Below are 22,720 nucleotides of genomic sequence, written 5' to 3'. Positions count from 1 at the left end.
TCAAGCTGCAAGTAAAAGCCCTGTCCTGGTGACGGGGCTTTTTATTGTTTGGAGATCAACAGATCGCAGCCTTCGGCAGCTCCTACCTTGGAATGCGCCCTCTGTAGGAGCTGCCGAAGGCTGCGATCCTTTGATCTTGATCGTTAGCCTGCTTCCTTTTGTTTCTCGCCCGCGCCATGATGCAGCTCTCCCTCCGCCGCCCGCGAACGAGCCCTCATGTCTGCGCAGCAACTGCCACCGCAAAGCTCCATGGCGATCACCCTGCAGATCGTCTCCATCGTCTTCTACACCTTCGTCGCTTTCCTGTGCATCGGCCTGCCGATCGCCGTGCTGCCGGGCTACGTCCATGACCAGCTGGGGTTCAGCGCCATAGTCGCTGGCCTGACCATTGGCTGCCAGTACCTGGCTACCCTGCTCAGCCGGCCGATGGCCGGACGCATGTCGGACACTGTCGGCACCAAACGGGCGATCGTCTACGGGTTGTCGGGCATTGTCCTGAGTGGCCTGCTGACCTGGCTGTCGACACTCCTGCAAAGCACGCCGCTGCTGAGCCTGTTGATTCTGATTGCCGGGCGTTTGTTGCTGGGGATCGCCCAGGGTCTGATCGGCGTCGGCACCATCAGCTGGTGCATGGGCCAGGTGGGCGCTGAACACACTGCGCGCTCCATTTCCTGGAACGGCATCGCTTCCTATGGCGCAATCGCCATCGGTGCGCCCCTGGGCGTGGTGATGGTCGGCCAGCTGGGTTTCGCCAGCCTGGGAATCGCCCTGTCATTGCTGGCGGGGGGCGCGCTGTTGCTGATTCGCAACAAACCTTCAGTACCAGTGATCCGCGGCGAGCGCCTGCCATTCTGGGCGGTGTTCGGGCGCATCGCACCGTTCGGGGCCAGCCTGAGCCTGGCGTCGATCGGCTATGGCACTCTGACCACCTTCATCACCCTGTACTACGTGAACCGTGGCTGGACAGGTGCGGCGTATTGCCTGACGGTGTTCGGCGTGTGCTTCATCCTGGCCCGGGTGCTGTTCATTTCCAGCATCAGCCGTTTTGGCGGCTTCAATTCAGCTATCGCCTGCATGTGCATTGAGGTTGTGGGGCTGGTATTGCTCTGGCTCGCGCCCTCCACTGGCTATGCCTTGCTCGGCGCAGGGCTGACGGGGTTCGGCCTGTCCCTGGTGTACCCGGCGCTGGGGGTGGAGGCGATCAAGCAGGTACCAAACTCCAGTCGCGGCGCGGGCTTGAGTGCCTACGCGGTGTTCTTCGACCTCGCTCTGGCGATAGCCGGGCCATTGATGGGTGCCATTGCATTGAACCTGGGGTATTCGTGGATCTTCTTCTGCGCAGCCCTGCTGTCAGCGACAGGACTGGGACTCACCCTGCTGCTCAAACGTCGGGCAATGGCTTAAGCCCTATATCGCGCAGGTATCATTGATCAGCGGTTTGCATACCCGCCCGATTGGGCTTGGACAACGTGCGAGAAAAGAACCGGCCAGCCTCGCCAATCAGGTTGCGATGAATGTCCTCGCGGTTAACGCCATCGGCATCAGTGCACAGTGCTGGCATGGCGGCAATCTCCTCATCGGTGCACGGGGCCATGAACACGAAATGCCCGGCGCCAGCCAGCAACTTGAAATCCGGTGCGATTGGCAGTTTGCGTGCCAGGGCGGCGGCATTTTTGTCAAAGGCCACCAGCTTGTCTCCGTCACCGCTGTAGAGCAGCACTGGCACATGCACGTCAGCCAGGGTGTGCCGGCCGAACTTGAGGCTCAACGGCGCCATCAGGAGCAAGGCATGTACTCTTGGGTCGGCCACCGGTTGCAAGTCATCGCGATCGACGATCAGCTCGCCCTGGGTATTGCAGGCGTCACGATCATCCGGGCGCTCCTGGCAATAACGGCGCAGGCGATCCAGATCAGGGGTTGCACCGGAGAGTATCAAGGCCGTTTCACCGCCCGCCGAATAGCCAATCACCCCGACCTGCCCGGCATTCACGAAAGGCGCCAGCATCGGATCGCCCAAGGTTGCGGTAATGGCTTCGGAAATCTGCAGCGGCCGGCCGTACAGGTTGCTCAGGGTACCCAGGCGACTGTGGTCGGTTGAGTTGTCACCCGGATGGATAACCGCCACCACCACAAAGCCCTTGCGCGCCAGCGAAGTCATCAGGTCGTGCAAGGCCATCGGCGTACCAGTGTTGCCATGGGACAGCATCAGCATCGGGTAGCGCCCGATGGCCACCCGGGTATCCTCACCCGCTTCGACCGTGTAACCCTCCAGCCGGCTGGAATGCTCCTTGTCGCTTGAGGGGTAGAACGCGATGGCACGCATCGGCTGCAAGTCCAGAGGGTCGAGAAAACTCATCTCGTGGTAGCCGACGCTCCAGCGCGGATGCATCGCAGGTGCTGCCTGCACCCAATTAAGGCTGCCGAGCAGGCCCAGCAGTAATGCTGCACAAAGACGTACCATGGAACGCCCTACCTGTTCACTTGCGGTGACGATGCCCTTTGACTGCACGACTTGGGCCAACGTGTGACACAGCCAGAAACAAAAAACTCCGTACCTGGCGCTTGCGCTTCCAGAATACAGAGTTTTTTACCGATTGCCCGAGCTGTTTGAGCTCTTTACGCAAGCCTTACGCAGCGGCGAACAACTGCTCACTGATGCGCACGTGCGCGTCATTCATGGCTTTGGTACGCACTTCGTCACCGTAGGCCAGGCCTTCGGCACGCACGAACTCGATGTCGGTGATACCGAGGAAACCCAGCAGCAGCTTCAAGTACTCTTCATGGGCTACGCCGCTGGCCTGGCCGGCATGCAGGCCGCCGGAGGTCGACACGATCACCACTTTCTTGCCCCCGCACAGGCCTTCAGGGCCGGCTTCGGTATAGCGGAAGGTCTGGCCAGCTACCGCGATGCGGTCGATCCAGGCCTTGAGCTGGGTTGGAATCGTGAAGTTGTACATCGGCGCGGCAATCACCACGGCATCGGCCGCGAGGAACTCAGCCAGGGCAGTGGCGCTCAGGTCGGCCTCGTGTTGTTGCGCGGCATTGCGCAACTCGGCGGTGGTGCCGGCCGCAACGAGGGTGGTGGCGGAAAAATGGCTGATGGCATCGGCGGCCAGGTCACGGTAGGTCACCACCGTGCCTGCTTCAGCGCCCTGCCAGGCCTTGACCACTTCGCTGCTCAGCTGACGGGAGGCCGAGTTGTCACCCAGAATGCTCGAATCGATATGCAACAGTTTCATAAGGGATCTCCAAGGTGAGGATCGCCAGCCGGCGATCTGATGGAGTAAATCCTACAGGTGAAACCAATAGCCGATTAGTCAGCAACAATGCGATTGATCGTCTCACCTATAGAACAATCCGACGGTCATCCGCGTGGCAACTTCCCACAACCGCTGCGCGTTATCAGGGTCAACGGCATAAGCTGCAACGCCCCTGTAATCGGCAGGCCGTTTGGTGACTACCAGCGCCTCATTACAGTCCTCGAAATAACGACCACCAATGCCTTCCAACAACGGAGACGCCGCAAGCAGTACCGATGTCGCAGCACCTTGTTGCACGTTCTTCTGACGTTCAATTGGGGTCTTAAGCCCACCGGTATGTTTCTGAAGGTTGGTCGCGATTGCCCCAGGGTTCAAAGCGTTAGCGAAAATGCCTAGCTTCGCCCAGCGACGGGTGATCTCTACGGCGATGAGCGCGCATGCTGACTTTGCCTGGGCATATGATGCGAACGCATCGTATGTGCGGAAGTCAAAATTGATGTCGTCGAAAACTACTGGCCCTAGAAGATTAGCGTTTGAGCTCAACGAAACAATTCGGGCGCCTTCGGCTTTGATCAGGGCGTTTTGCAACCCAAGCACGAGCGCAAAATGGCCGAGAAAGTTGGTTGCAAACTGCATCTCCCAACCCTGCGATGTCAGCTCCCGCTGAGGAACGGCCATGATCCCTGCGTTATTGACCAGGATATCAAGTGGCCCTGACCACGACTCAGCAAACGATTTCACAGAGGACAGATCCGCCAGATTGATTGAGCGGATATCAACGGTACCCCTGCCCCCAGAGCGCAGTTCGGCGGCTATCGATTCCGCCGCCTCCGGACGCCGTACTGCAAGCGTCACGTTTGCGCCGGCATTGACCAATGCGCGCGCTGTCTCAATACCGATACCGGAGGCCCCGCCCGTTACGATTGCACGTTTACCAGTGAGGTCGACCCCTTCAATGACCTCTTGTGCGGTTGAATGAAACCCGAAAGGTGTAGTGATACGCGTCATGAATTATTCCTCGCATGTTTAATAACCGCTGAGTCGAACTGACTTGCGGGATCACCGGATGACCGGGATGCCACAGGCCACGCTATGAAGCCCGACCCGCGTAAAGTTGCTGTGGACCAAGATAAGCCTCAGCACTGTCGCAAACAATCAGGCTAATATCGGATGAACTGATGCAGGAATTAGCACAATGCAGAAATCCGGGCTACTCGAGCTGAACGCCGTAGTCGCCGTTTCTACTCATCGCAGTTTTCGTCGTGCGGCCGTGGAATTGGGAATGTCGCCATCAGCACTCAGTCATGCGATCGCTGCACTGGAGAAACGCCTTGGCGTGAGGTTGTTCCACAGAACCACGCGAAGCGTTTCTCTGTCTGAAGCCGGGGAGCAATTTCTGGTTCGTGTGCAGCCCGCTCTGCGTGATATATCCGCGGCCATGGAGGCGGTAAGCGAATTCCGCGATACGCCGGCGGGAACCCTACGCCTGAACACCTCCGAAGGTGCTGCGCAAATGGTGCTGACGCCAGTGGTACTGGAGTACCTAAGGCGTTATCCCGACATGCGGGTAGACATCGTTACCGATAGAAGTCTGGTTGACATCGTTGCTGGTGGATTCGACGCCGGCATACGGTTGGCGGAAAGCGTTCCGCAGGACATGATCGCCATTGCGATCACTCCCCCGCTCCGTTTTGCGGTGGTCGCTTCCCCCCAGTATTTCGCGAAATGCAAAAAACCAAAGGTTCCGATAGACCTGCTCGCACACAACTGCATACGCGTGCGCTTCCCCAGTGGTTCGATCTACAAATGGGAATTCGAGAAGCGCGGTGAAGAGCAATCAATAGATGTCAGCGGGTCGTTGACGCTCGACAGCCACCACTTGATGTTAGAGGCTGCTTTGCAAGGCGCCGGCATAGCCTGGACTAATGATTTCGCTGCTTCTGCTCATATTTCGTCCGGAAAGCTCATGCGAGTGCTGGAGGACTGGACACCTTCGTACCCGGGGCTGCGCCTTTACTATCCTGCGAATCGCCATATGCCAGCGGGACTTCGGGCTTTCGTCAACGTCGTACGTGAGATTGTGTCGGAGAATTCGATCACTAAAAAGAAAGTCTGAGCTTATATGCTCAGGCCGGGAGAGCTTCGGCATCTGCCTGTCTTCGCATGACAGTGCCAGGAGTTTTTTAGCGAAGGTCATTGGGCCTATGCTTTTTATCCAGCAAAACCCGGTTCACCGTCAAAAAAGGCCCCGCAAGGCCCTTCTCTTCGATGCTCACTCATTGGCTCAGCCAAGACGCTACGGTCGCCGATAAGCGCAGCGCTCGACTTAATGGGGATGTAGGGCAGCCCACTGAACCGTCAGAGCTTGAAGGCATCTCTAACGATGTCCTCAAGATCTTTGGGCTTTCGACCTAGCAGTTCTTCAAGGGTACGACTGGTTTGATCAAATGCGCCTTTCTCGATAGCGCGATACCAATCGCCAATGAAGGTCGCGACATGAGGTGGCCAACCTTCGGCTTCGCGGGCGGCGATGAAGGTTGCGGTCGCGATCGGCTGATAATGAACGGCTTTACCGGTTATGCGCGAAAGCGCGGCGGCGATGTCTGCGAACGACCAGGTTTGTCCGCTATTGAGCAGATAAGCTCGATGCTCGTGACCCGGCTGACTGAGCAGGGTTGCCCCGCCTTCAGCTAGCTCATCAATGTTCGTCAGGGCCACCCGCCCCTGACCGGCGGGTGCGCTGAAGCCCTTCTGCGGAGCATCTTTGCCGATGTACATCGCAAGCACGTCGGCATACAGCGGATGCCGGACGATGGTGTAATCCAGCCCGGATGATTTAAGCATCGCCTCTGTTTCGAGGTCGCTGGCAGTGACACCTTCAATAGGACAATAGTCATCGCTAACGCGCTGAATGCTGGTGTAGAACACATGTCGAACACCCGCCATACGTGCCGCATGAATGACGTTTCTGTGTTGCCCCACCCGATCGCTGAAAGCAACGGCTGACACCAGGTAGATTTTTTCCACCCCGGCGAAGGCTTTGACCAGGGATTCGACGTCAGTGTAATCGCCCAGCCGCACTTCGACGCCCAGGTCCGACAACCACTGCGCTTTGCTCCCCTCTCGAACCAAGGCGACGACATCTGCCGCAGGCACCTTCCGGACCAGTGAGCGCACTACTGCGCTACCCAGTTTACCGGTCGCGCCGGTGATTAATATTTTCCCCATTACGCTCCACCTGTTTTGAGTGTGAAATTCAGTCGGCCACCACTATGGGCTGAAATTCACCACCGAATTAGTCATCAATCAGTAGAATCAGCTTCAACCAAAAGTTGGAGATAAGCGTGGACAGTTTGGGCAACCTGGAATCATTTGTCAGAGCCGCCGAAGCTCGCAGTTTTTCCGAAGCGGCTCGGCGGATGGGCATTTCCGCCGCGGCAGTGAGCAAAAACATTGCCCGCCTGGAAACAAAATTAGGCACCCGACTGTTTCAACGCAGCACGCGAAGTCTGTCCCTTACCGAAGCCGGTGAGGCGCTATATGCACAGGTGGCGGGTAGTGTCGAAACGATTCAAGGCGCAATGGCTCAACTCGGCGACTCACGCGATGTGCCCGCCGGTCGGCTGCGGGTCAACATGTCTCCGTCCTTTGCCTATGACTACGTGCTGCCTCTGCTGAAAACGTTCAAGCAACGGTATCCTTCCGTCGTGCCCGATTGGCACCTCGAAATCCGACGCGTTGATTTGATAGGTGAAGGTTTTGACGTTGCGATTGGCGGCGGCCTGGAATTAAGCCCGGGCGTGGTGGCGCGTGAACTGGCCAAGCTACACCTCGTTGCTGTAGCGGCTCCGGAGTGGCTCCAAGGCAAGCCATTGCCCATTGTGCCGGCGGACTTGCAGGGCCAGGATGGCATTGTCGTGCGATCGACCGACACCAACCGATTACGCACCTGGACGTTGCGCAGTTCGGCTGGCGAAACCTTTGATCTGAGCCTGAAACCAACAGCCATCATGAATGATCCGCAAGCCCTGTGCATGTGCGCCCTGATGGGGCTGGGCGTGGCATTGGTGCCTCTGGAGCGAGCATGGCCCTGGTTACAACGGGGTGAGCTGATACGGCTATTACCAGAATGGTATGTCGATCTGGGCTCAATCTCCGTCTACTACTCGGCCAGGAAAGAACTGCCAGCTAAAACACGCGTCTTCGTAAACTTCCTGATTGAACATTTCCAAGGCACGCTGAGTGATCACTTCAGCGCCATAGAAACTGATAAAGGGAAGTAGCGGCACGCCCTGGCGGTCCCTTCCTGGCATTAGCCAGGCAAAAGCGCAGCCGCCCAAGCCTGATTTGCGGAAAATGATCAGTTGGCATACAGGCTCCTGTTCTAATTATCAAAGCGAAGATTCTGCCAAAAAACGTAGATTTTGGAGTTCAATACGCAACCACCTGCCCTACCCCTTCCCTCTAAAATTGTCTCCCTCATCTCCTACCGAGCCACACGAATATGGAAGACAAAGCGCTGTACCTCCTCGCTCTCTCGATGATTTTTCTAATGCCCGGTCCGGACATGATCCTGCTACTTCAAACGGGTGCGAAACAAGGTAGAACCGCAGCGCTGGCGACTGCGCTCGGGCTCGCGTTGGCGCGTGCCTGCCATGTGGCTCTGACCGCTATGGGATTGGCAACAATGTTTAAGGTGCTGCCTTGGACTTTTGATATCGTCAAATATGCAGGAGCAGCCTATCTACTTTGGATAGGGATTCAGATGTTCAAAACCAGTGGCAAGAGTTCACCTGCCACTACAGAGACTGGAAATGTAACACCGAGCTTGAGCGCGGCTATCCGGCGGGGGCTTTTCACCAATTTACTCAACCCGAAAGCGCTACTTTTTTGCTCAGTGCTACTGCCGCAATTCATCGATCCGAATCGATCGTCGGTATGGGAGCAATTTGCAATACTGGGTGGTGTACTCGTAATCACTGGTCTAATTTTCGACAGCTTCTATGCCACTGCCAGCGCTTGGGCAGGGGGTTGGTTAGAGCGTAGCGTAACCGCGCAACGAGTTCAGCAATGGCTCTTCGGCACCCTCCTGATCGGATTTGCAGTGCGGCTAGCGTTCGTACAGCAAGCCTGACGTTTTCCGTTAACGATCCCGTCAATCAAAAGAGGCTTTGGCGAATGGTCTCCAGCGATGGCCAGCATCGCCAATAAGGGAAAAGTAAAACTCGGCTTCATCATCAAAATATGGGTGCGCGCAACGACAGGTGCGGGCAATCAGGCAACGCTTTAGTGGCATTCGAGCATCGCTGGCAGCGCCACGCTGCCAGCAAGCAGAAAAGTCGTCACCTGCGTTTCACTCAAGGGTTTGCTGAACAGATAGCCCTGTCCTTCTTGACAGCCATTGCTTTGCAAAAAGCCCAGTTCCAAGGAGTTTTCGATGCCCTCGGCCACTACGCGGAGCTTCAAGCTCTTACCCATCGCAAGTATCGCAGCAACCACGGCAGCATTATCTGCCCGCGAGCTAACATCGCGAATGAAGGACTGATCGATCTTCAATACGTCGAACGGCAACTGGGTCAGGTAAGCCAAGCTTGAATAACCGGTCCCAAAATCGTCCATTGCCAAGCTCAGCCCGGCAGCCTTTAGGCGCGACAGAACCTGTCGATTGGATGGCAGGTCGGACATCAGCACGCTTTCAGTCAACTCAAGCTGCAATGCCGCTGGTGGGACGCCCGTTTCCTCGATAATCGCTAAAATATTGTCGACATAACAAGTTTGGGATAATTCGGCGATAGAGACATTGACAGCTACACAGACATTATTCAGGCCTTGCTCGCCCCATCTTTTGATTTGCTGACACGCGGCGCGTACAACCCACTCACCAATCGGGATAATCAACTTGGTATCTTCGGCAATGCCGATAAACCGCGAAGGTGCAATCATGCCGTGGAGCGGATGAGGCCAGCGCAACAGCGCTTCGACTCCGGTAATTAGGCCACTGCTCAGATCCACTTTGGGCTGATAATGCAATATGAACTGTTCAAGACTGATAGCTCTACGCAGATCCGCTTCGATCAGCTGACGTTCCATAGCATCATCATTCATGCCCGGCAAGAAGAACTGATAACGGTTGCGGCCCTTCTCTTTAGCATCGTAAAGCGCTGTGTCCGCATGTTTGATCAAGTCTTCGACGTTGACGGCATCGGAGGGAAAAAAACTAATTCCGATACTTGCAGAAACATAAAGCGTTTTTTCGTTTATTAAATGTCCCACGCTGATTGCCTGTAAGATTTTCATGGCAATAGTTTCGACATCATTATCTTCCTGCAACGCGGGGAGCAGTACCACAAACTCATCACCGCCTTGGCGACTCAATGTGTCCGAGGCACGGACACTTCTGGTCAGCGCGTCGGCAACGGCTACGAGTACACCGTCACCTACTGTATGACCGAGGGAATCGTTGATATGTTTGAAATTGTCCAGGTCGATGAACATGATCGCTAAGTACTGGCCATAGCGCCTTGCAGCGCGTACAGCTTGCTCTAGGCGGTCCTGGAACAATACCCTATTGGGCAGTTGTGTGAGGTGGTCGTGGTGGGCCAGGTAGGTCATTTTTAACCTCATGGCGCGCTCTGCCGAAACGTCGTGAAACACGATCACCGCCCCTGTCAGATTGCCCCGATAGTCAAAGATCGGGGCAGCTGAATCCTCTATATCCACCCGGCTGCCGTCGCGCTTGACCAACACCGCGCCTGCACTTAGACCCACTACGGATCGCTTTTGCAAGGCCAGTTGCACCGGGTGTGGCTCATACCCCAAGGAGTTGTCAATATCGATGGGCATCACATTTTCTATCGGTTGTCCTGAAGCCTGGGACTTGGACCAGCCCGTCAGCACCTCGGCCGCCGGATTGATGAAGTCGACATTGCCTTCGGTATCGGCGCCAATTACCCCATCACTGATGGCATTGAGCGTGACCTCGGCCCGCGCGGCAGGGCCCTCCATTTTCCCGTGTAGGCGAAAACGCAGGACAAGATCGCGAACGATCTGGACACCGGCAACTCGGTCTTTCGGATCAGATGAGCTGAAACCTTGCGCACCGCAGGCGACGAAAGCCTCGGCGGCACTCCGCTGTTGCTCTCTACCACTCATCAAAATAGGCGTGAAGGATACGGCATCATAGAACCGAATGAATCCAGCGTCGTCCTTGAACCGTCGGCGAGCCATACTGACGATAATGACATCGGCCGAGTGTTTTTTTAAATGGCCCACAACGGCAGAGGGATTCTCGAAAAACTTTATCAGCCAGTCTTCACCGGTATCAGCAAACTGCTCAACGAATGAAGGGTTTTCACGGGTCTCACAAAGGATAAAAACTGGAGTGGTCATGCGTCCTTGCTCCGAATTTTCTCAAGAAAGTATTAAATCTTATGATTGTACGGCATCGGTCATACCACAAAAAGTGACGCACAGTCGATCCCATCTGATCACTATGATGATAGCGACAGTGGTCGAGGCTGGCTTCGCGCTCTTTGGCTATAAGCGCTGCATCGGGCCCACCGCCTGATTCTTCCACTCCAGCTCCTTCCAGCAGACCTGCGGTGGGTATGCCTTTGTCGATGATTAGAGCCGGAACCGGTGCCTGGATTCGCGTCTCGCATTGACCGCAGCCCCACTTGCCCCGGATGTGTTGTTCAACGTGGTTTTACATCACGGAGATCGCCGCGCGAGCGCGGTGTCAGTCCCGGCGCGCATGTCCATGGGCTCGGTGGCGAGCCAGATGGCGTCGATACGGATCATCACGACAGGTCGTGAAGAAAGGTCGCACAGACAGATTAATACTCAAGGATGAAAGACGCATCAGAACTGATTATCTAAAGAGACTTACGTCCGAATGATTCTGATCCTTGCGAAAGATATCCTTTTTTAAGGCTTCGGAGGGCTTCATCATGAACAAGCTGCTGTCGGAAATGAAAGGGTGGATGGTTTCACTATGCTCCTTGACGCTGTTTCGATCCGGCTTGGTTGACGCGAATCTCGTGTCCTGCCTGAACAGCCCGATATCCGAACATGAGGGTCATGTCCGCAGCGCCAAATGTGGAGCCCCCCAAGACTGTACTATTACCCATCTGAATCTCATGCGAGTTGGCTTGGGGACTGATTTCCTAACGCCAGGATCCCACCTTGTAAGCCCACGCAAATTGTACATCCACCACGGTATCTACCTCGGAGATGGAACCGTCGCTCACTATTCCGGGTTGAGTGGCTCACTGAGAGCTGGTCCGATTGAGATCACCGATTTGCAGCACTTCGCAAACGGACATTCCGTATGGGTTTACCAAGACTACTCAGCTTTTACTACGGACGAGATCGTGGTGCGTGCGCGGTCTAGAATCGGAGAGTCGAAGTACAAAATTCTGAGCAACAATTGTGAGCACTTTTGCAACTGGTGCATCAGCGGGGCCAGCAAGAGCGCTCAGGTGGATGAGTATCTCCACTTTCCTCTACGCTTGATCCATTTGATTTTCGCGCCAGAGCCCGGTCTGCTTGCTTAGGCTGAAAATACCAGGTGCAATCCCTATCGGCAGAATTGAGCGCAAGCCACCGCGCCTCTCCCGCACTGCGAATATCCCGGTCAATCGAATTGCTTGTCGCAGATTACCGGCTAGTGTTTATGTAATCCCGGCAAGGTATTGCAGACCAGCAGGCCCGTTGATTCATGAAAATCAAAATGGATACGACTGTGGCGGCCGGATCGGGTACTGGCTTGCGCGCATCACCTGCGGTGCTTCAGAGACTCGGCGCGATCGCGCTTTCCAGTGTCATTTTCATCGTCGATTCCCTCACCTCAATTGAGATCGCGGTTGCGGTTCTATATGTCGCCGTCATCTTGATAGCAATTAACGTGTTTTCCAGAAAGGGCGTGGTCGGTGTTTCATTTTGTTGCATCGGATTGACCTTGGTCGCGTTTTTCACCGCTCATGGCGCCGACTTTTATTCATCGAGTTTTGCGCGTTGCCTCGTAAGTCTTTCTGCAATCGGTATAACCACCCTGCTTGCCCTCAAAAACAAAGCCTCTAGCGATGAATTGCAGGAACAGGTGCGGCTGCTCGCGCAGACTCACGATGCGATTATCGTTCGAGACATGGATCACATCATCACCAGTTGGAGCGCTGGTGCAGAAGCCTTGTATGGATGGTCAGCAGAACAGGCTGTCGGTCAGGATTTTCGTCAGCTGTTGAATCCGCAACTGGCGATCCCTTGGTCCGAGATGATGACTACCCTTCTCAAGACCGGTCAGTGGGAAGGAGAAGTGGTGGAACACGGCCGCGATGGAAAAAGTATCAGCGTGATCAGTAGATGCTCCCTGTCGCGAGACGAAAGTGAACAGCCTAAGGCCATTCTCGCCACGCACAATGACATTTCCCAGCGTAAACAGGCGATTAATGATTTGCGGCGCAGTGAAGCCTTCCTCGTTGGTGCACAGCGGCTGAGCCAGACTGGAAGCATCGGCCTTAAAATTCCTGGTGGGGAAATGTACTGGTCCGAAGAAGCGCGCCGAATCTTCGAATTCGGCGATGAGGAAGAACCGACGTTGGACGGTATTATAAAAAAAACGCACCCGGACGATCTCGATCTGATCAAAAGGTCAGTCGATGATGCCTACCGAAAACAGCCGCTTATCAAAGTGGAATACCGACTATTGATGAGCGATGCACGCGTCAAGCATGTGCAAATGTTGGCACATCCCGTTGTGGATGCTTCTGGAAATGTCGAATACATCGGGGCTTTGATGGATGTGACCGATGTAAAGCTATCTGAGGAGGCTCTTCACCGCTCCCAACAGGAATTGGCTCACGTCACGAGACTTTCCACCTTGGGTGAGCTGGCAGCGTCGATAGCGCACGAGGTCAATCAGCCGCTTGCTGCTGTGAGTACCAACGGTACCGCGGGCTTACGGTGGCTGGCTCGCGACGTGCCAAACCTTGGGGAGGTGCGGAGTGCGATCGAGCGGATGATGAGCGAAACCCATCGAGCCAGTGAGGTCATCCGGCGGATACGCGCGATGTCTCGCAAGACTGCGCCGCAAACCAATGCTCTTGATTTGTCTGAGTTGATCAGCGAGTCGTTAGAGCTAGTGAATCGTGAGTTGAAGCGCAACAGGGTCATCCTGACTTATGAACACGATGGTCATCCTGATTCGATTGTCGGTGACCGCGTTCAGTTGCAGCAAGTCATCATTAACCTGATCATGAACGCCATGCAGGCGATGGGTCACGCGAAATGTGCAAATCGGGCCTTGAAACTATGCGTTCGCCATGATCCACCGGGTACTGTACATGTTGAAGTTCAAGACAGTGGGCCGGGCATCTCACCTGACCAGATGCCGAAGCTGTTTGAGGCCTTCTATACGACCAAAGCCGAGGGAATGGGAATGGGATTATCGATATGCAGGTCCATTATCGAAGCTCATGGCGGACGGATATGGGCGACGTGTCAACCGGGTGAAGGTGCGGTGTTTCATGTGTCATTGCCGCTTAGGCAGGAGGAGCGTCTATGAATCAAGATTCCTCGTCAAAACACTCCTCGGGTGATGGGCCGATAGTATTCGTAATCGATGACGAGGAATCTGTCCGTGTTGCGCTGAGCAGCCTCTTTCGCTCAATAGATATTCGTGTTGAGACATTTGCGACGCCCGTAGAATTCCTGGAGAGCTCTCCCCCTGACGTTCCTTCCTGCCTGGTTTTGGACGTCCGCCTGAAAGGCCTTAGCGGCTTGGACTTTCAACAAAAATTAGTGGAATCAAATACCAGGATCCCGGTCATTTTCATGACCGGTCATGGCGACATCGCAATGGCTATCCAGGCCATGAAGGCGGGAGCCGTTGATTTTCTTGTCAAGCCGTTCCGGGATCAGGATCTCCTGGATGCAGTATCTGCCGCTCATCAGATTGACACCCGCAGACGTGAAATAGACAAGCAGAATGCTGAGATGCACGCCTGCTTTCTCACGCTAACGGCTCGTGAGCGAGAGGTGATGATTCACGCGGCTAAAGGCCTAATGAATAAACAGATCGCAGGAGAAATGGGGCTGAGTGAGGTGACCGTCAAGATTCATCGAGGTCATGCGATGAAAAAAATGCGTGCCAAGTCATTTGCAGACCTTGTACGAATGGCTGAATCGTTGGGGCTAGGGCAAAAACGCTGAGGACTAATACATGGGTGTTATATCCCGTAAGGTATTTCGGTAATAACGTGAAGGCAGTGCCGGGGGCTTGCGTACCCAAATCGCTTCCCGCCGAACCCAGGTTATAAACATGACCAGAGTCCCAGTAATCTCGATCGTTGATGACGACAAGCCCGGGCGGGTAGCGCTGAGTAGTCTAATGCGCTCACTGGGTTATGAATCTCACCTGTTTTCATGCGCTGAGGATTTCCTGGCGTCTACCGAGCGCAATGTGACCGATTGCTTGATTACAGACGTTCAAATGCCAGGAATGTCTGGTCTAGACCTGCAACTTGAGATGGGTGTTCGCAGCCCCCTCATCCCTATCATTTTCATTACTGCTCACCCAGACGAGTCAGTACGCCACCGAGCTGAAGCGGGAGGAGCAGTCTTTTTTTTAAGCAAACCATTTGATGGCCAAGTACTTATAGACTGCATAGAACGTATTCTAAAAAGCACTCATGCGCACCCAATTCGAGTGTAAAGCTATCCTGCCTTCTACCCTTCCCTATTCTCTGTACCTTCGACAATTTGCATTGTTCATTGGTATGCTCGTTTATCACCCACAATCCCATACTTGAGTATTAGCCCCTACGACAAAAACAGTAGATTATTTTACTCAAGTAGAATGTCTAATTTGGCTTATGCGAAGTAATCTTAACTCAAGCGAACGAACGCAGTCCTCCATAAATGCTGGACGTTCCACCAAGCCAATTTTTATTTATCAAGCTCCACTACTGACTCGAAAGTTCAAACGCGCGGAGCGTCGCAGCCATCAGGTTCTCGCTCGACACTCACCGATGCACACTGACGGAGCCTGGCTCCAGTGGTGATCCAATGAACAGGAATGACCTTCGTAAGATTGACTTCAACCTCCTGATCGTGTTTGAAACACTAATGCAAGAGCACAACCTGACGCGTACCGGAGAAAAATTATTCATCGGGCAGTCTGCAATTAGCGCCTCTCTTAATCGTTTACGCCACTTCTTCGACGATCCACTTTTCGTCAGGATGGGCCGGAAGATGGAGCCTACCAGCCGAGCAGTCGAGATACACCTCAGCTTGACCCCCGCTCTGGACTCCATTGCGTCAGCATTGAGCAAAATCAATGCATTTGACCCTATGACCAGTGACAGTGTGTTCAGAATAGGCCTGTCTGATGATGTCGAATACTCACTCCTACCTGGCCTGATCCGACAACTGCGTACCGAGGCCCCTCATGTCAGCTTCGTCATCCGCCGTACCGATCATTCGCTATTGGCTGACCAACTTTCGAGCGCAGAGGTATCTCTCGGCATCTGCCATAGCCGCGACCTCCCGGCCAATGCTAAGCGCAAATTCCTGCGAACCATCCGCCCCACAGTTCTTAGTTCAGACGCCAGCAGCGGATCTCTCGATCTCGACGAGTACTGCGACCGTCCACATGTTTCCGTGTCTTTGAATGGTGAGGTGGTTGACTCTATTGACCGAGCGCTAATGGCTTTAGGTCGGCAACGTCAGGTCGTTTTGGCTGTGCCGCAATACAGTGCGCTTAAAACCCTGATCGAGGATACGCAAATGGTTGCGGTCGTTCCTGATTACGTAGCTAAGACTATGATTCGCCAGGGTGGCCTGCGGATGGATGCTCTTCCGTTGAGCATCCCTGCGCTCGACCTGTCGATGTCATGGGGTGCGACGTCAGATACGGATCCTGGTGAACGTTGGTTACGTTCCCGTATCAGTAATCATCTTTGTGAAAAAGGTGCAGCCATCGGACACCCTGTTTCAGTGAAGGAAGCAGCATAATATTTTGCTCATCAATTGGATAGTAATCACCGTCACTGTTGCGCTAAATGAAAGATGAAAATGGTAGTGCGCCTTCCAGCCGTACGTTATGTAGAACGAGGTCTAACTTACGTTAGACTTATCTTACATAACCAAACCAGCATTAGTTCTTTCGGTTCTTGGACTGCTCTAAAGCGCTACTCTAACATCGCCGCTAACCTACTTTTACATTCGGCGCTAGCGAATGAAGCATTAATTGAAAGTCCATCAAACCCCGAAGGTCGACTTTCACACCTGCTGGTCTATTTACTCTAGAAGTGCTCGGTAGGCGCCCTAATCGTTCGTTACTTAACTAAGCTGCTAGCGAACCATAAATTTACGATGTACCTCAATGTGGAGTAATGATCATGGCTGAATCTGAGACCCGTCCCCCGCTACCACCGTTTGACCGCGAGTCTGCAACACTCAAAGTTCGTCTGGCTGAGGATGGATGGAACAGCCGAGATGCTGAAAAAGTCGCATTGGCCTATACCACCGATACCAAGTGGCGCAATCGCGTCGATTTTGCAGTCAACCGGGCTGAGGCTCAGGCGTTCCTTACGCGAAAATGGAATAAGGAGTTGGAGTATCGACTTATCAAGGAGTTATGGGCGTTTACCGACAATCGTATTGCTGTCCGGTATGCCTATGAGTGGCGCGATGATTCCGGGAATTGGTACCGCTCGTACGGGAACGAAAACTGGGAATTCGCAGAGAACGGTTTAATGGCAAACCGTTTTGCCTGCATCAACGACATGCCTATCAAAGAGTCAGAACGAAAGTTTCGGTGGCCGCTAGGCCGTCGTCCGGACGATTATCCAAGCCTTTCCGACCTGGGTCTTTGAGGAGGGCGGAATACTCGCGCTAACTGACGAACACGCATAGAAAAGCAGCGCTATACGACCAGCTGCCTCTCCCCAATAAATGCAGATGCCACTGAGCCCGCCTTCGCGGGCTCTTTTGTCTTGCCATCCCCTCGTGCAGCAATGCGATTATTTTTTGTCGACCAATGTGAATACCCGGAATCAGCAGTATTGCTTCCGAGTTCCAAACGTTCATGAGCACTCCGTTTTAAACCTATAGGCAGGGCTTATGCGACGCATTGTTTATCGGTCTTGGACGCTATCGAACAAACGGCAGAACATGGCTTCACACCAAGCAACACTCATCCAGCAACTCTTACCCAAGCATCCGATAGGAGCAACACCATGCAACAGTCCCACGCTTACAACGACACCAGTCTTGAACTGACCGCTAAAATTCTAGACGCCAAAGCCCGCAAAAACCTGTCGTTCGAAGACATGGCAGAAGGCACCGGCCTCGGTCTGGCCTACGTGACCGCAGCCCTTCTCGGCCAGCACCCTCTTCCAGAAACTGCCGCGAAAGTGATCGGTAAAAAGCTGGACCTGGACGCCGACTCGGTAGCGCGCCTGCAAATCATCCCACTGCGTGGCAGCCTTTCGGGCGTCCCTACGGACCCTACCATCTACCGGTTCTACGAGATGATCCAAATCTACGGCACGACTTTGAAGGCCTTGGTCCACGAACAGTTCGGCGACGGCATCATCAGCGCGATTAACTTCAAGCTCGATATGAAAAAAGTTGAAGATCCTGAAGGCGGCCACCGCGCAGTGATCACCCTCGACGGGAAGTTCCTGCCACTGCGTCCTTTCTAAGCAAGCGATTGGAACTGTAATTCGGCCCGCACTCCTAGCGGGCCTGCCTCTAAACATTGACCCACTTCACCGACTCACCAAATTCAAATGGAGGATTCGTCATGAAAAAAATTCTGTTTCTCGCCCTGTCCCTGACAGCTTCGTTGTCGGCCTATGCACAGGAAGCTTCGGCTGCGCCAGAAGCCACTCCGTATGTCTATGGCGTGCACTTGGATATTGCCAAGGTCATCAACATCACTGAAGCAGCAGACGTCTGCGGTCCAGTGCCAGTGCAAATGACTTACAAGGATTCGCACGGTGACACTCGTGTCCTTGAATACAGCGTGATAGGTCGCGGCTGCACTAATTGAATGTTACCCAACTTAACTACTTGCAAAAGGCTAATCCCATGAAAGCGCTCATTGAAGGTTTTTTAAAGTTTCAGAAAGAAGCATTTCCGCAACGGACGGACCTGTTCAAACACCTGGCCACCACGCAGCATCCAGGCACGTTGTTCATCACGTGTTCCGATAGCCGCGTAGTACCAGAACTGTTGACGCAACAAGAACCTGGCGAACTGTTCGTGATCCGAAACGCGGGGAATATCGTGCCGTCGTATAGCCCCCACCCGGGCGGTGTGTCGGCAACGGTCGAATACGCCGTGGCGGTGCTCGGGGTGACCGATATCGTCATTTGCGGTCATTCGGATTGCGGTGCAATGACGGCTGTCGCCAAATGCAAATGCATGGATCACCTTCCTGCCGTCGCCGGTTGGCTGCAGCATGCAGAGTCCGCGAAAGTCATCAACGAGTCTCGCTCTCACGTCAACGACGCAGCAAAAGTAAGCTCAATGGTTCGGGAAAATGTCATCGCTCAATTGGCGAACATCCAGACTCACCCAAGCGTGCGCATCGCTCAGGAAAAAGGCTTGTTGAATTTGCATGGATGGGTCTACGACATCGAAACCGGATCGGTTGACGCTCTTGATTCTGATAATCGCAACTTCAAATCGTTGGCACAGCACCCGGATACCTGCGCTGTACACGCTCGGGTAGAAAAAGCCGCAGCCTAAAGTTGTCTAAACGAGGAGCACTTTTCATGCCTGAAGTCATTATGTACACAACCAGCACCTGCCCTTACTGCCGTGCTGCCAAGCAGCTGCTCAACTCTAAAGGTGTTTCTTATACCGAAATCGACGTGCAGTCAGTTGACCAAAAGGTGGAAATGATAAATCGCAGCGGCCGTCGCACGGTTCCGCAAATTTTCATCGGCGACTGGCATGTAGGTGGATTTGATGACCTCGCTCAACTCGACCGTGAAGGCGGTTTGGCTCAAGCGCTCAACCCGCGTCTCGCGGGATGAGCGATAGAGAAGGCATTCATGCTACAGATCCAAAACCAGGGGGGCGTCGCCCTCCTTGCTTTGCGCTGGCACTGCGCAGCAAATCAAGACCTCTCCCTGAGCCGGCATTTCAGCGGGCAAGTTCAAATAGTGCACCTCCCCACTGATTAGCTTTGTACGACAAGTCCCACACGACCCGCCGCGGCAACTGAAGTCCGGATTCAGACCACGACTTTCAGCCAACTCCAGCAAGCTGCCGTTGCCTGGCTCCCAACGCGCCTCTTTAGCAGAAGTCGCGAACAGTACTTTTACCGGGGTACTGGCTGCCGGAACTTGTTCGACCGCCGGGGTCAACTGATCGCGTAGCCGAACCAAGGTCGAAGGCCCGAAAGTTTCAGCGTGAATGCGATCATCGCCAATGCGGAGTTCACGTAGCCCATCGTATAACGCCTGGGTAAACGCGCCTGGGCCGCACAAGTAAAAGTCGTAATCATCCAGGGGTAAAAGCGCCTTGAGTAGAGCGACGTCCACACGTCCAGCCAATTCGAAGTCCTCGCCCTCGCGAGCGTGCTGCTCAGGCTGACTCAGAAGTCGCAATGCACGAATTTTATCCTTCGCACGGGTTGCTAGTTCAAACAGCTCATCCCGAAATGCCAGCTCCGCCAGACTGCGGGCACTCTGAATAAACCAGGTCGGCCGAGTGCGACGAATTCGCTCTCCTTCGTAGATCACTTCGCGCAGCATCGACAGCAGCGGCGTGACCCCGACCCCAGCGGCCAATAGAACCAATGGCCGATGCTCATCCGCCTTCACTGTAAATCGTCCCTGAGGGGCACGGGCTTCGATCAGATCCCCCGCCCGAATCTGGTCGTGCAAATGCGACGAAATCAACCCGTCACGCTTGACGCTGATCCGGAAGAAGTTGTCAGACGGTGCACTCGACACACTGTAAGTCCTGACAACCGGCGGCTGCCCATCAACCAGGCTAAACCGTACCGGTAAATGCTGGCCCGCCTCGAATCGCGGCAATCCCGCGCCATCGTCGGGTTCCAGATAAAAAGAGCTGATGGTGCTGCTCTCTTCAACGATTCGGGTGACGCGCAGATGCCGCCATTGGTCGCGCAGGGCATCGGCCTGTAAACGACCTTCAGCTTTTTCCCAGCTGCCGGTCATCATACTGTTCGGCGAAAAACTCTCGAATACCCAGCGCAGCGCCAACACGGCGCGCCTTAGGACGACATGCTCCACCGTCAAGGTCCAGAGTCTTTCTGCCCCTTGGAATGCAGCGATCTGCGGCCCCTCAAGAATAAGCTCCGTGCGCCCGGCCACTTGGAGCACATCACCTGACGAGAAGTCGACAAAAACCAAACCGGCTTTAGGGTTGAGCAACAGGTTGCCCAATGTATTGAAATGCAGATTGCCGGCGAAATCGGGAATCGTCAGCACGTTGCCTTCGACCCTGACAAAACCTGGATTACCTCCGCGGTGCGAAACGTCAACCGAGCGACTGGATGAGTCTCCTTCGAGGTCGACGTAGCTGGCGAGGAAGAACGTGTCTGCCTTGCGAATAATCTCTCTGGCCGCCTCGTCCAGTTCGTGTAGACGTTGCGCTAAAACATTGGATGAGGAACGCCCAACGCTGACCGGCTCGACACTTCGCAATTGGATGTATTGAGGACAGTTGCCAAAAGCGTGCACGACAGAAACGGCAACACCGTCAGAGGAGACGGTGTTGATATTGCCGTTCATACGATTGCGCCTTCGGGTCTTCAGATCGATGCCCAGTAGCCCGACTGCGGCGCCCATTCCCAAGGCAGGTTTGACTGGGTCGCCGTCTGCGGGGAGGCGGTCGAGCTGCAAGCAGCGTGGGTCGGGTGAGTGAACAAACCCTGGAGGGCCTTCTATCAACGTCGCCCAAGGGATGCCTTGTTCATCGACCGCACCTACCACTAGATAAGGTAGCTGGCTGTAGAACGAGCGATGCTGATCCGGCATGTAGTCGCGAACAACCTTTCGCCCAAAGTGCTCCATCTGCTGCGCCACGCCGACACTTTCTTGCAACCGCCGCTCACCAGCATGCCAGGGTGAAGCCCCTTGCTCATCAGTATTATTCATGATCACCTCTACGTATTCGTAAACAGGTGCAATTCACTCACTTCCCCGGCGTCTATCGATGGCTTCACCGGCGAGGTGTTCACCTGCACCCACCGATATCATCAATTCAACACCTTGCAGGCCGGAGCGCTACACGTATCTGCGAGGCACAACGGCGTACCGCACGCCCTTACGTCATTTACTTCAGTGCCAACGACGGTCCTTACGACGACTTGTAGAGCTTTTTCCCGGAAATAGTCGTTCTGAATATCAACGACGATGAGAGCCGTATCAGTCATACAAATACCTTGAGAAGTTGATATAGAGTATTGAGCGGGAGCTAGGCCACTTGCGGCTTGTCATACCAGTCACGATCAGGTGTAGCGAAGCGCATTTTTTGGCGGATGTAAGTCGCGTTTTCAGAACTGGTCAGTTTTTCCAACAGCAAAAAGGCGACTTCTGTGGCCGTGCCTGGACCGCTGGAAGTGATAATGTTGTCGTGGACAACGACTGGTCGGTCTACGAATAAAGCACCGGTTTCCACTAACTGGTTTTTGCGCTTTCCGCCTTCCTGGTGATAGGTCGTCGCGTTCTTGCCACGCAACACGCCCGCAACACCCAAGCACACCGACGACACACAAACGCTGGCGACGGGTTTGCCGGCATCAACAAAGTGGCGAATGGTTTCAAGAAAAGGCTCACTCAGAGCTTCTTCATAGAATCCTGCCGGTTCGAAACCACCCGGTAAAGCCAGCGCATCAAAGCTACTCACGTCCAAATCACGAAGCAGAAAACCTGGATTAAGCGTGAGACTAAATGTGGTGATGATTTTTCTGCGAAGGCCTGCATTGACTAACTCAATAGGACAATCACCGAGCAAATCGGCCCAGCCGAGCACGTCGGTGAAAGCCGCCATTTCCATGGGTTCGACACCATTGGCTAACAGCATGAGTACTCGTTTCATAGGTGTCTCCGCAGGCAGGTGTTTTATAAAGTGCCTGAACGCATGGTCCGCCTTAATCGCTTTGGTGAGAACAAACACAAAACACAATCCAATGTTTCGCCTGCTGAAATGCTGGGGGAGCTTTGTGTCGGTTTGTAGCAAAGGCGGCGCTAGATACATTTCCATGCGTAGCACTGGATACGGGGACACATAGGGGATACAGCTAGCGGTTTAACTATTCCTGTCGCTCCACAATCCATCTCCCGTCATGCTGTAGTGGTCAACTAATCCCGGACACGACGTTAAGTTTTTCCTCGGCCCGCGCTGGTGCCAACCCCTCGTTGAATTGGTGAGGCCGAATCCAGTTGTAGCGATGCATCAAAAAATGGCTGATATCG

At 54.3% G+C, this 22,720-nt stretch carries 21 protein-coding genes; 14 read left to right on the top strand and 7 right to left on the bottom strand.

Annotation, left to right across the window (positions count from 1 at the left end; genetic code table 11):
• Nucleotides 1–216 precede the first annotated feature (216 nt).
• Entirely contained in the window at nt 217–1,404 is a 1,188-nt protein-coding gene (locus IMW75_RS10580) for an MFS transporter (protein WP_045061161.1), read from the top strand.
• A gap of 19 nt (nt 1,405–1,423) precedes the next feature.
• On the opposite strand, the gene IMW75_RS10575 is transcribed toward IMW75_RS10580, so the two are convergent.
• The 3 genes from IMW75_RS10575 to IMW75_RS10565 all read right to left on the bottom strand — a co-directional run bounded on the left by IMW75_RS10575 (nt 1,424) and on the right by IMW75_RS10565 (nt 4,268).
• Nucleotides 1,424–2,461, bottom strand: a complete 1,038-nt coding sequence (locus IMW75_RS10575; protein WP_205892578.1) for an alpha/beta hydrolase family protein — start codon at nt 2,459–2,461, stop codon at nt 1,424–1,426.
• A gap of 166 nt (nt 2,462–2,627) precedes the next feature.
• Entirely contained in the window at nt 2,628–3,239 is a 612-nt protein-coding gene (locus tag IMW75_RS10570) for an FMN-dependent NADH-azoreductase (RefSeq protein ID WP_045061159.1), read from the bottom strand.
• 102 nt (nt 3,240–3,341) lie between these two features.
• Nucleotides 3,342–4,268: an SDR family NAD(P)-dependent oxidoreductase gene (locus tag IMW75_RS10565; RefSeq protein WP_045061158.1), complete on the bottom strand. Its 927-nt coding sequence runs from the start codon at nt 4,266–4,268 to the stop codon at nt 3,342–3,344.
• A gap of 187 nt (nt 4,269–4,455) precedes the next feature.
• Here IMW75_RS10565 and IMW75_RS10560 point away from each other — a divergent pair, with 187 nt between their 5' ends.
• On the top strand, nt 4,456–5,376 hold the full coding sequence (locus tag IMW75_RS10560; RefSeq protein ID WP_045061157.1) for a LysR family transcriptional regulator: 921 nt from the start codon (nt 4,456–4,458) through the stop codon (nt 5,374–5,376).
• Between the two features lie 242 nt (nt 5,377–5,618).
• On the opposite strand, the gene IMW75_RS10555 is transcribed toward IMW75_RS10560, so the two are convergent.
• Nucleotides 5,619–6,488 (bottom strand): SDR family oxidoreductase, encoded by an 870-nt coding sequence (locus IMW75_RS10555; protein WP_045061156.1) that lies wholly within the window; start codon nt 6,486–6,488, stop codon nt 5,619–5,621.
• Nucleotides 6,489–6,604: 116 nt separating this feature from the next.
• Between IMW75_RS10555 and IMW75_RS10550 the strand changes: the two genes are divergently transcribed.
• Complete coding sequence (locus tag IMW75_RS10550; protein WP_045061155.1) at nt 6,605–7,543, top strand: LysR family transcriptional regulator; 939 nt, start codon at nt 6,605–6,607, stop codon at nt 7,541–7,543.
• Nucleotides 7,544–7,764: 221 nt separating this feature from the next.
• The gene (locus IMW75_RS10545; RefSeq protein WP_205892577.1) at nt 7,765–8,394 is read left to right on the top strand and encodes a LysE family translocator; all 630 of its coding nucleotides are present in this window, start codon (nt 7,765–7,767) and stop codon (nt 8,392–8,394) included.
• Nucleotides 8,395–8,546: 152 nt separating this feature from the next.
• Here the strand turns inward: IMW75_RS10545 and IMW75_RS10540 are convergent, their stop codons facing one another.
• Nucleotides 8,547–10,649: a putative bifunctional diguanylate cyclase/phosphodiesterase gene (locus IMW75_RS10540; protein ID WP_205892576.1), complete on the bottom strand. Its 2,103-nt coding sequence runs from the start codon at nt 10,647–10,649 to the stop codon at nt 8,547–8,549.
• A 560-nt stretch (nt 10,650–11,209) separates the two neighbouring features.
• On the opposite strand from IMW75_RS10540, the gene IMW75_RS10535 reads away from it, so the two are divergent.
• The 10 genes from IMW75_RS10535 (at nt 11,210) to grxC (ending at nt 19,306) form a co-directional block, all read left to right on the top strand.
• The gene (locus IMW75_RS10535) at nt 11,210–11,815 is read left to right on the top strand and encodes a lecithin retinol acyltransferase family protein (RefSeq protein ID WP_205892575.1); all 606 of its coding nucleotides are present in this window, start codon (nt 11,210–11,212) and stop codon (nt 11,813–11,815) included.
• A gap of 164 nt (nt 11,816–11,979) precedes the next feature.
• A complete protein-coding gene (locus IMW75_RS10530; RefSeq protein ID WP_237142259.1) occupies nt 11,980–13,821 on the top strand; it encodes a PAS domain-containing sensor histidine kinase in 1,842 nt (613 codons plus the stop codon).
• Nucleotides 13,818–14,468, top strand: a complete 651-nt coding sequence (locus IMW75_RS10525; protein ID WP_205892574.1) for a response regulator transcription factor — start codon at nt 13,818–13,820, stop codon at nt 14,466–14,468. Before IMW75_RS10530 ends, IMW75_RS10525 begins: the two co-directional genes overlap by 4 nt.
• Nucleotides 14,469–14,577: 109 nt before the next feature.
• Entirely contained in the window at nt 14,578–14,970 is a 393-nt protein-coding gene (locus tag IMW75_RS10520) for a response regulator transcription factor (protein ID WP_205892573.1), read from the top strand.
• Nucleotides 14,971–15,323: 353 nt separating this feature from the next.
• A complete protein-coding gene (locus IMW75_RS10515; RefSeq protein WP_205892572.1) occupies nt 15,324–16,271 on the top strand; it encodes a LysR family transcriptional regulator in 948 nt (315 codons plus the stop codon).
• Between the two features lie 386 nt (nt 16,272–16,657).
• Nucleotides 16,658–17,134, top strand: coding sequence for a nuclear transport factor 2 family protein (locus tag IMW75_RS10510; RefSeq protein WP_205892571.1), 477 nt, complete (start codon nt 16,658–16,660; stop codon nt 17,132–17,134).
• Between the two features lie 363 nt (nt 17,135–17,497).
• Nucleotides 17,498–17,965, top strand: coding sequence for a cyanase (gene cynS / locus IMW75_RS10505; protein WP_045061152.1), 468 nt, complete (start codon nt 17,498–17,500; stop codon nt 17,963–17,965).
• Nucleotides 17,966–18,066: 101 nt separating this feature from the next.
• Nucleotides 18,067–18,315, top strand: coding sequence for a DUF2790 domain-containing protein (locus IMW75_RS10500; protein WP_205892570.1), 249 nt, complete (start codon nt 18,067–18,069; stop codon nt 18,313–18,315).
• Nucleotides 18,316–18,353: 38 nt separating this feature from the next.
• Nucleotides 18,354–19,016 (top strand): carbonic anhydrase, encoded by a 663-nt coding sequence (locus IMW75_RS10495; RefSeq protein WP_205892569.1) that lies wholly within the window; start codon nt 18,354–18,356, stop codon nt 19,014–19,016.
• A 26-nt stretch (nt 19,017–19,042) separates the two neighbouring features.
• Nucleotides 19,043–19,306: a glutaredoxin 3 gene (gene grxC, locus IMW75_RS10490; RefSeq protein ID WP_205892568.1), complete on the top strand. Its 264-nt coding sequence runs from the start codon at nt 19,043–19,045 to the stop codon at nt 19,304–19,306.
• Nucleotides 19,307–19,327: 21 nt separating this feature from the next.
• Here the strand turns inward: grxC and IMW75_RS10485 are convergent, their stop codons facing one another.
• Both IMW75_RS10485 and IMW75_RS10480 read right to left on the bottom strand, forming a co-directional pair.
• Complete coding sequence (locus tag IMW75_RS10485) at nt 19,328–21,400, bottom strand: 2Fe-2S iron-sulfur cluster-binding protein (RefSeq protein ID WP_205892567.1); 2,073 nt, start codon at nt 21,398–21,400, stop codon at nt 19,328–19,330.
• A 319-nt stretch (nt 21,401–21,719) separates the two neighbouring features.
• Nucleotides 21,720–22,343, bottom strand: coding sequence for a DJ-1/PfpI family protein (locus IMW75_RS10480; RefSeq protein WP_045061147.1), 624 nt, complete (start codon nt 22,341–22,343; stop codon nt 21,720–21,722).
• Nucleotides 22,344–22,720: the final 377 nt, after the last annotated feature.

It is taken from the genome of Pseudomonas gregormendelii, assembly GCF_017114825.1.
Taxonomy (GTDB): Bacteria; Pseudomonadota; Gammaproteobacteria; order Pseudomonadales; family Pseudomonadaceae; genus Aquipseudomonas; species Aquipseudomonas gregormendelii.
The sequence above is the reverse complement of the archived record's forward strand: the minus strand, read 5'-3'. Positions and strand labels throughout refer to the sequence as shown.

Excerpts from the sequence above, each read along its gene's own strand:
- IMW75_RS10580 (WP_045061161.1), top strand. The coding sequence starts at position 217 with ATGTCTGCGCAGCAACTGCCACCGCAAAGCTCCATGGCGATCACCCTG.
- IMW75_RS10575 (WP_205892578.1), bottom strand. The coding sequence starts at position 2,461 with ATGGTACGTCTTTGTGCAGCATTACTGCTGGGCCTGCTCGGCAGCCTT.
- IMW75_RS10570 (WP_045061159.1), bottom strand. The coding sequence starts at position 3,239 with ATGAAACTGTTGCATATCGATTCGAGCATTCTGGGTGACAACTCGGCC.
- IMW75_RS10565 (WP_045061158.1), bottom strand. The coding sequence starts at position 4,268 with ATGACGCGTATCACTACACCTTTCGGGTTTCATTCAACCGCACAAGAG.
- IMW75_RS10560 (WP_045061157.1), top strand. The coding sequence starts at position 4,456 with ATGCAGAAATCCGGGCTACTCGAGCTGAACGCCGTAGTCGCCGTTTCT.
- IMW75_RS10555 (WP_045061156.1), bottom strand. The coding sequence starts at position 6,488 with ATGGGGAAAATATTAATCACCGGCGCGACCGGTAAACTGGGTAGCGCA.
- IMW75_RS10545 (WP_205892577.1), top strand. The coding sequence starts at position 7,765 with ATGGAAGACAAAGCGCTGTACCTCCTCGCTCTCTCGATGATTTTTCTA.
- IMW75_RS10540 (WP_205892576.1), bottom strand. The coding sequence starts at position 10,649 with ATGACCACTCCAGTTTTTATCCTTTGTGAGACCCGTGAAAACCCTTCA.
- IMW75_RS10535 (WP_205892575.1), top strand. The coding sequence starts at position 11,210 with ATGAACAAGCTGCTGTCGGAAATGAAAGGGTGGATGGTTTCACTATGC.
- IMW75_RS10530 (WP_237142259.1), top strand. The coding sequence starts at position 11,980 with ATGAAAATCAAAATGGATACGACTGTGGCGGCCGGATCGGGTACTGGC.
- IMW75_RS10525 (WP_205892574.1), top strand. The coding sequence starts at position 13,818 with ATGAATCAAGATTCCTCGTCAAAACACTCCTCGGGTGATGGGCCGATA.
- IMW75_RS10520 (WP_205892573.1), top strand. The coding sequence starts at position 14,578 with ATGACCAGAGTCCCAGTAATCTCGATCGTTGATGACGACAAGCCCGGG.
- IMW75_RS10515 (WP_205892572.1), top strand. The coding sequence starts at position 15,324 with ATGAACAGGAATGACCTTCGTAAGATTGACTTCAACCTCCTGATCGTG.
- IMW75_RS10510 (WP_205892571.1), top strand. The coding sequence starts at position 16,658 with ATGGCTGAATCTGAGACCCGTCCCCCGCTACCACCGTTTGACCGCGAG.
- cynS (WP_045061152.1), top strand. The coding sequence starts at position 17,498 with ATGCAACAGTCCCACGCTTACAACGACACCAGTCTTGAACTGACCGCT.
- IMW75_RS10500 (WP_205892570.1), top strand. The coding sequence starts at position 18,067 with ATGAAAAAAATTCTGTTTCTCGCCCTGTCCCTGACAGCTTCGTTGTCG.
- IMW75_RS10495 (WP_205892569.1), top strand. The coding sequence starts at position 18,354 with ATGAAAGCGCTCATTGAAGGTTTTTTAAAGTTTCAGAAAGAAGCATTT.
- grxC (WP_205892568.1), top strand. The coding sequence starts at position 19,043 with ATGCCTGAAGTCATTATGTACACAACCAGCACCTGCCCTTACTGCCGT.
- IMW75_RS10485 (WP_205892567.1), bottom strand. The coding sequence starts at position 21,400 with ATGAATAATACTGATGAGCAAGGGGCTTCACCCTGGCATGCTGGTGAG.
- IMW75_RS10480 (WP_045061147.1), bottom strand. The coding sequence starts at position 22,343 with ATGAAACGAGTACTCATGCTGTTAGCCAATGGTGTCGAACCCATGGAA.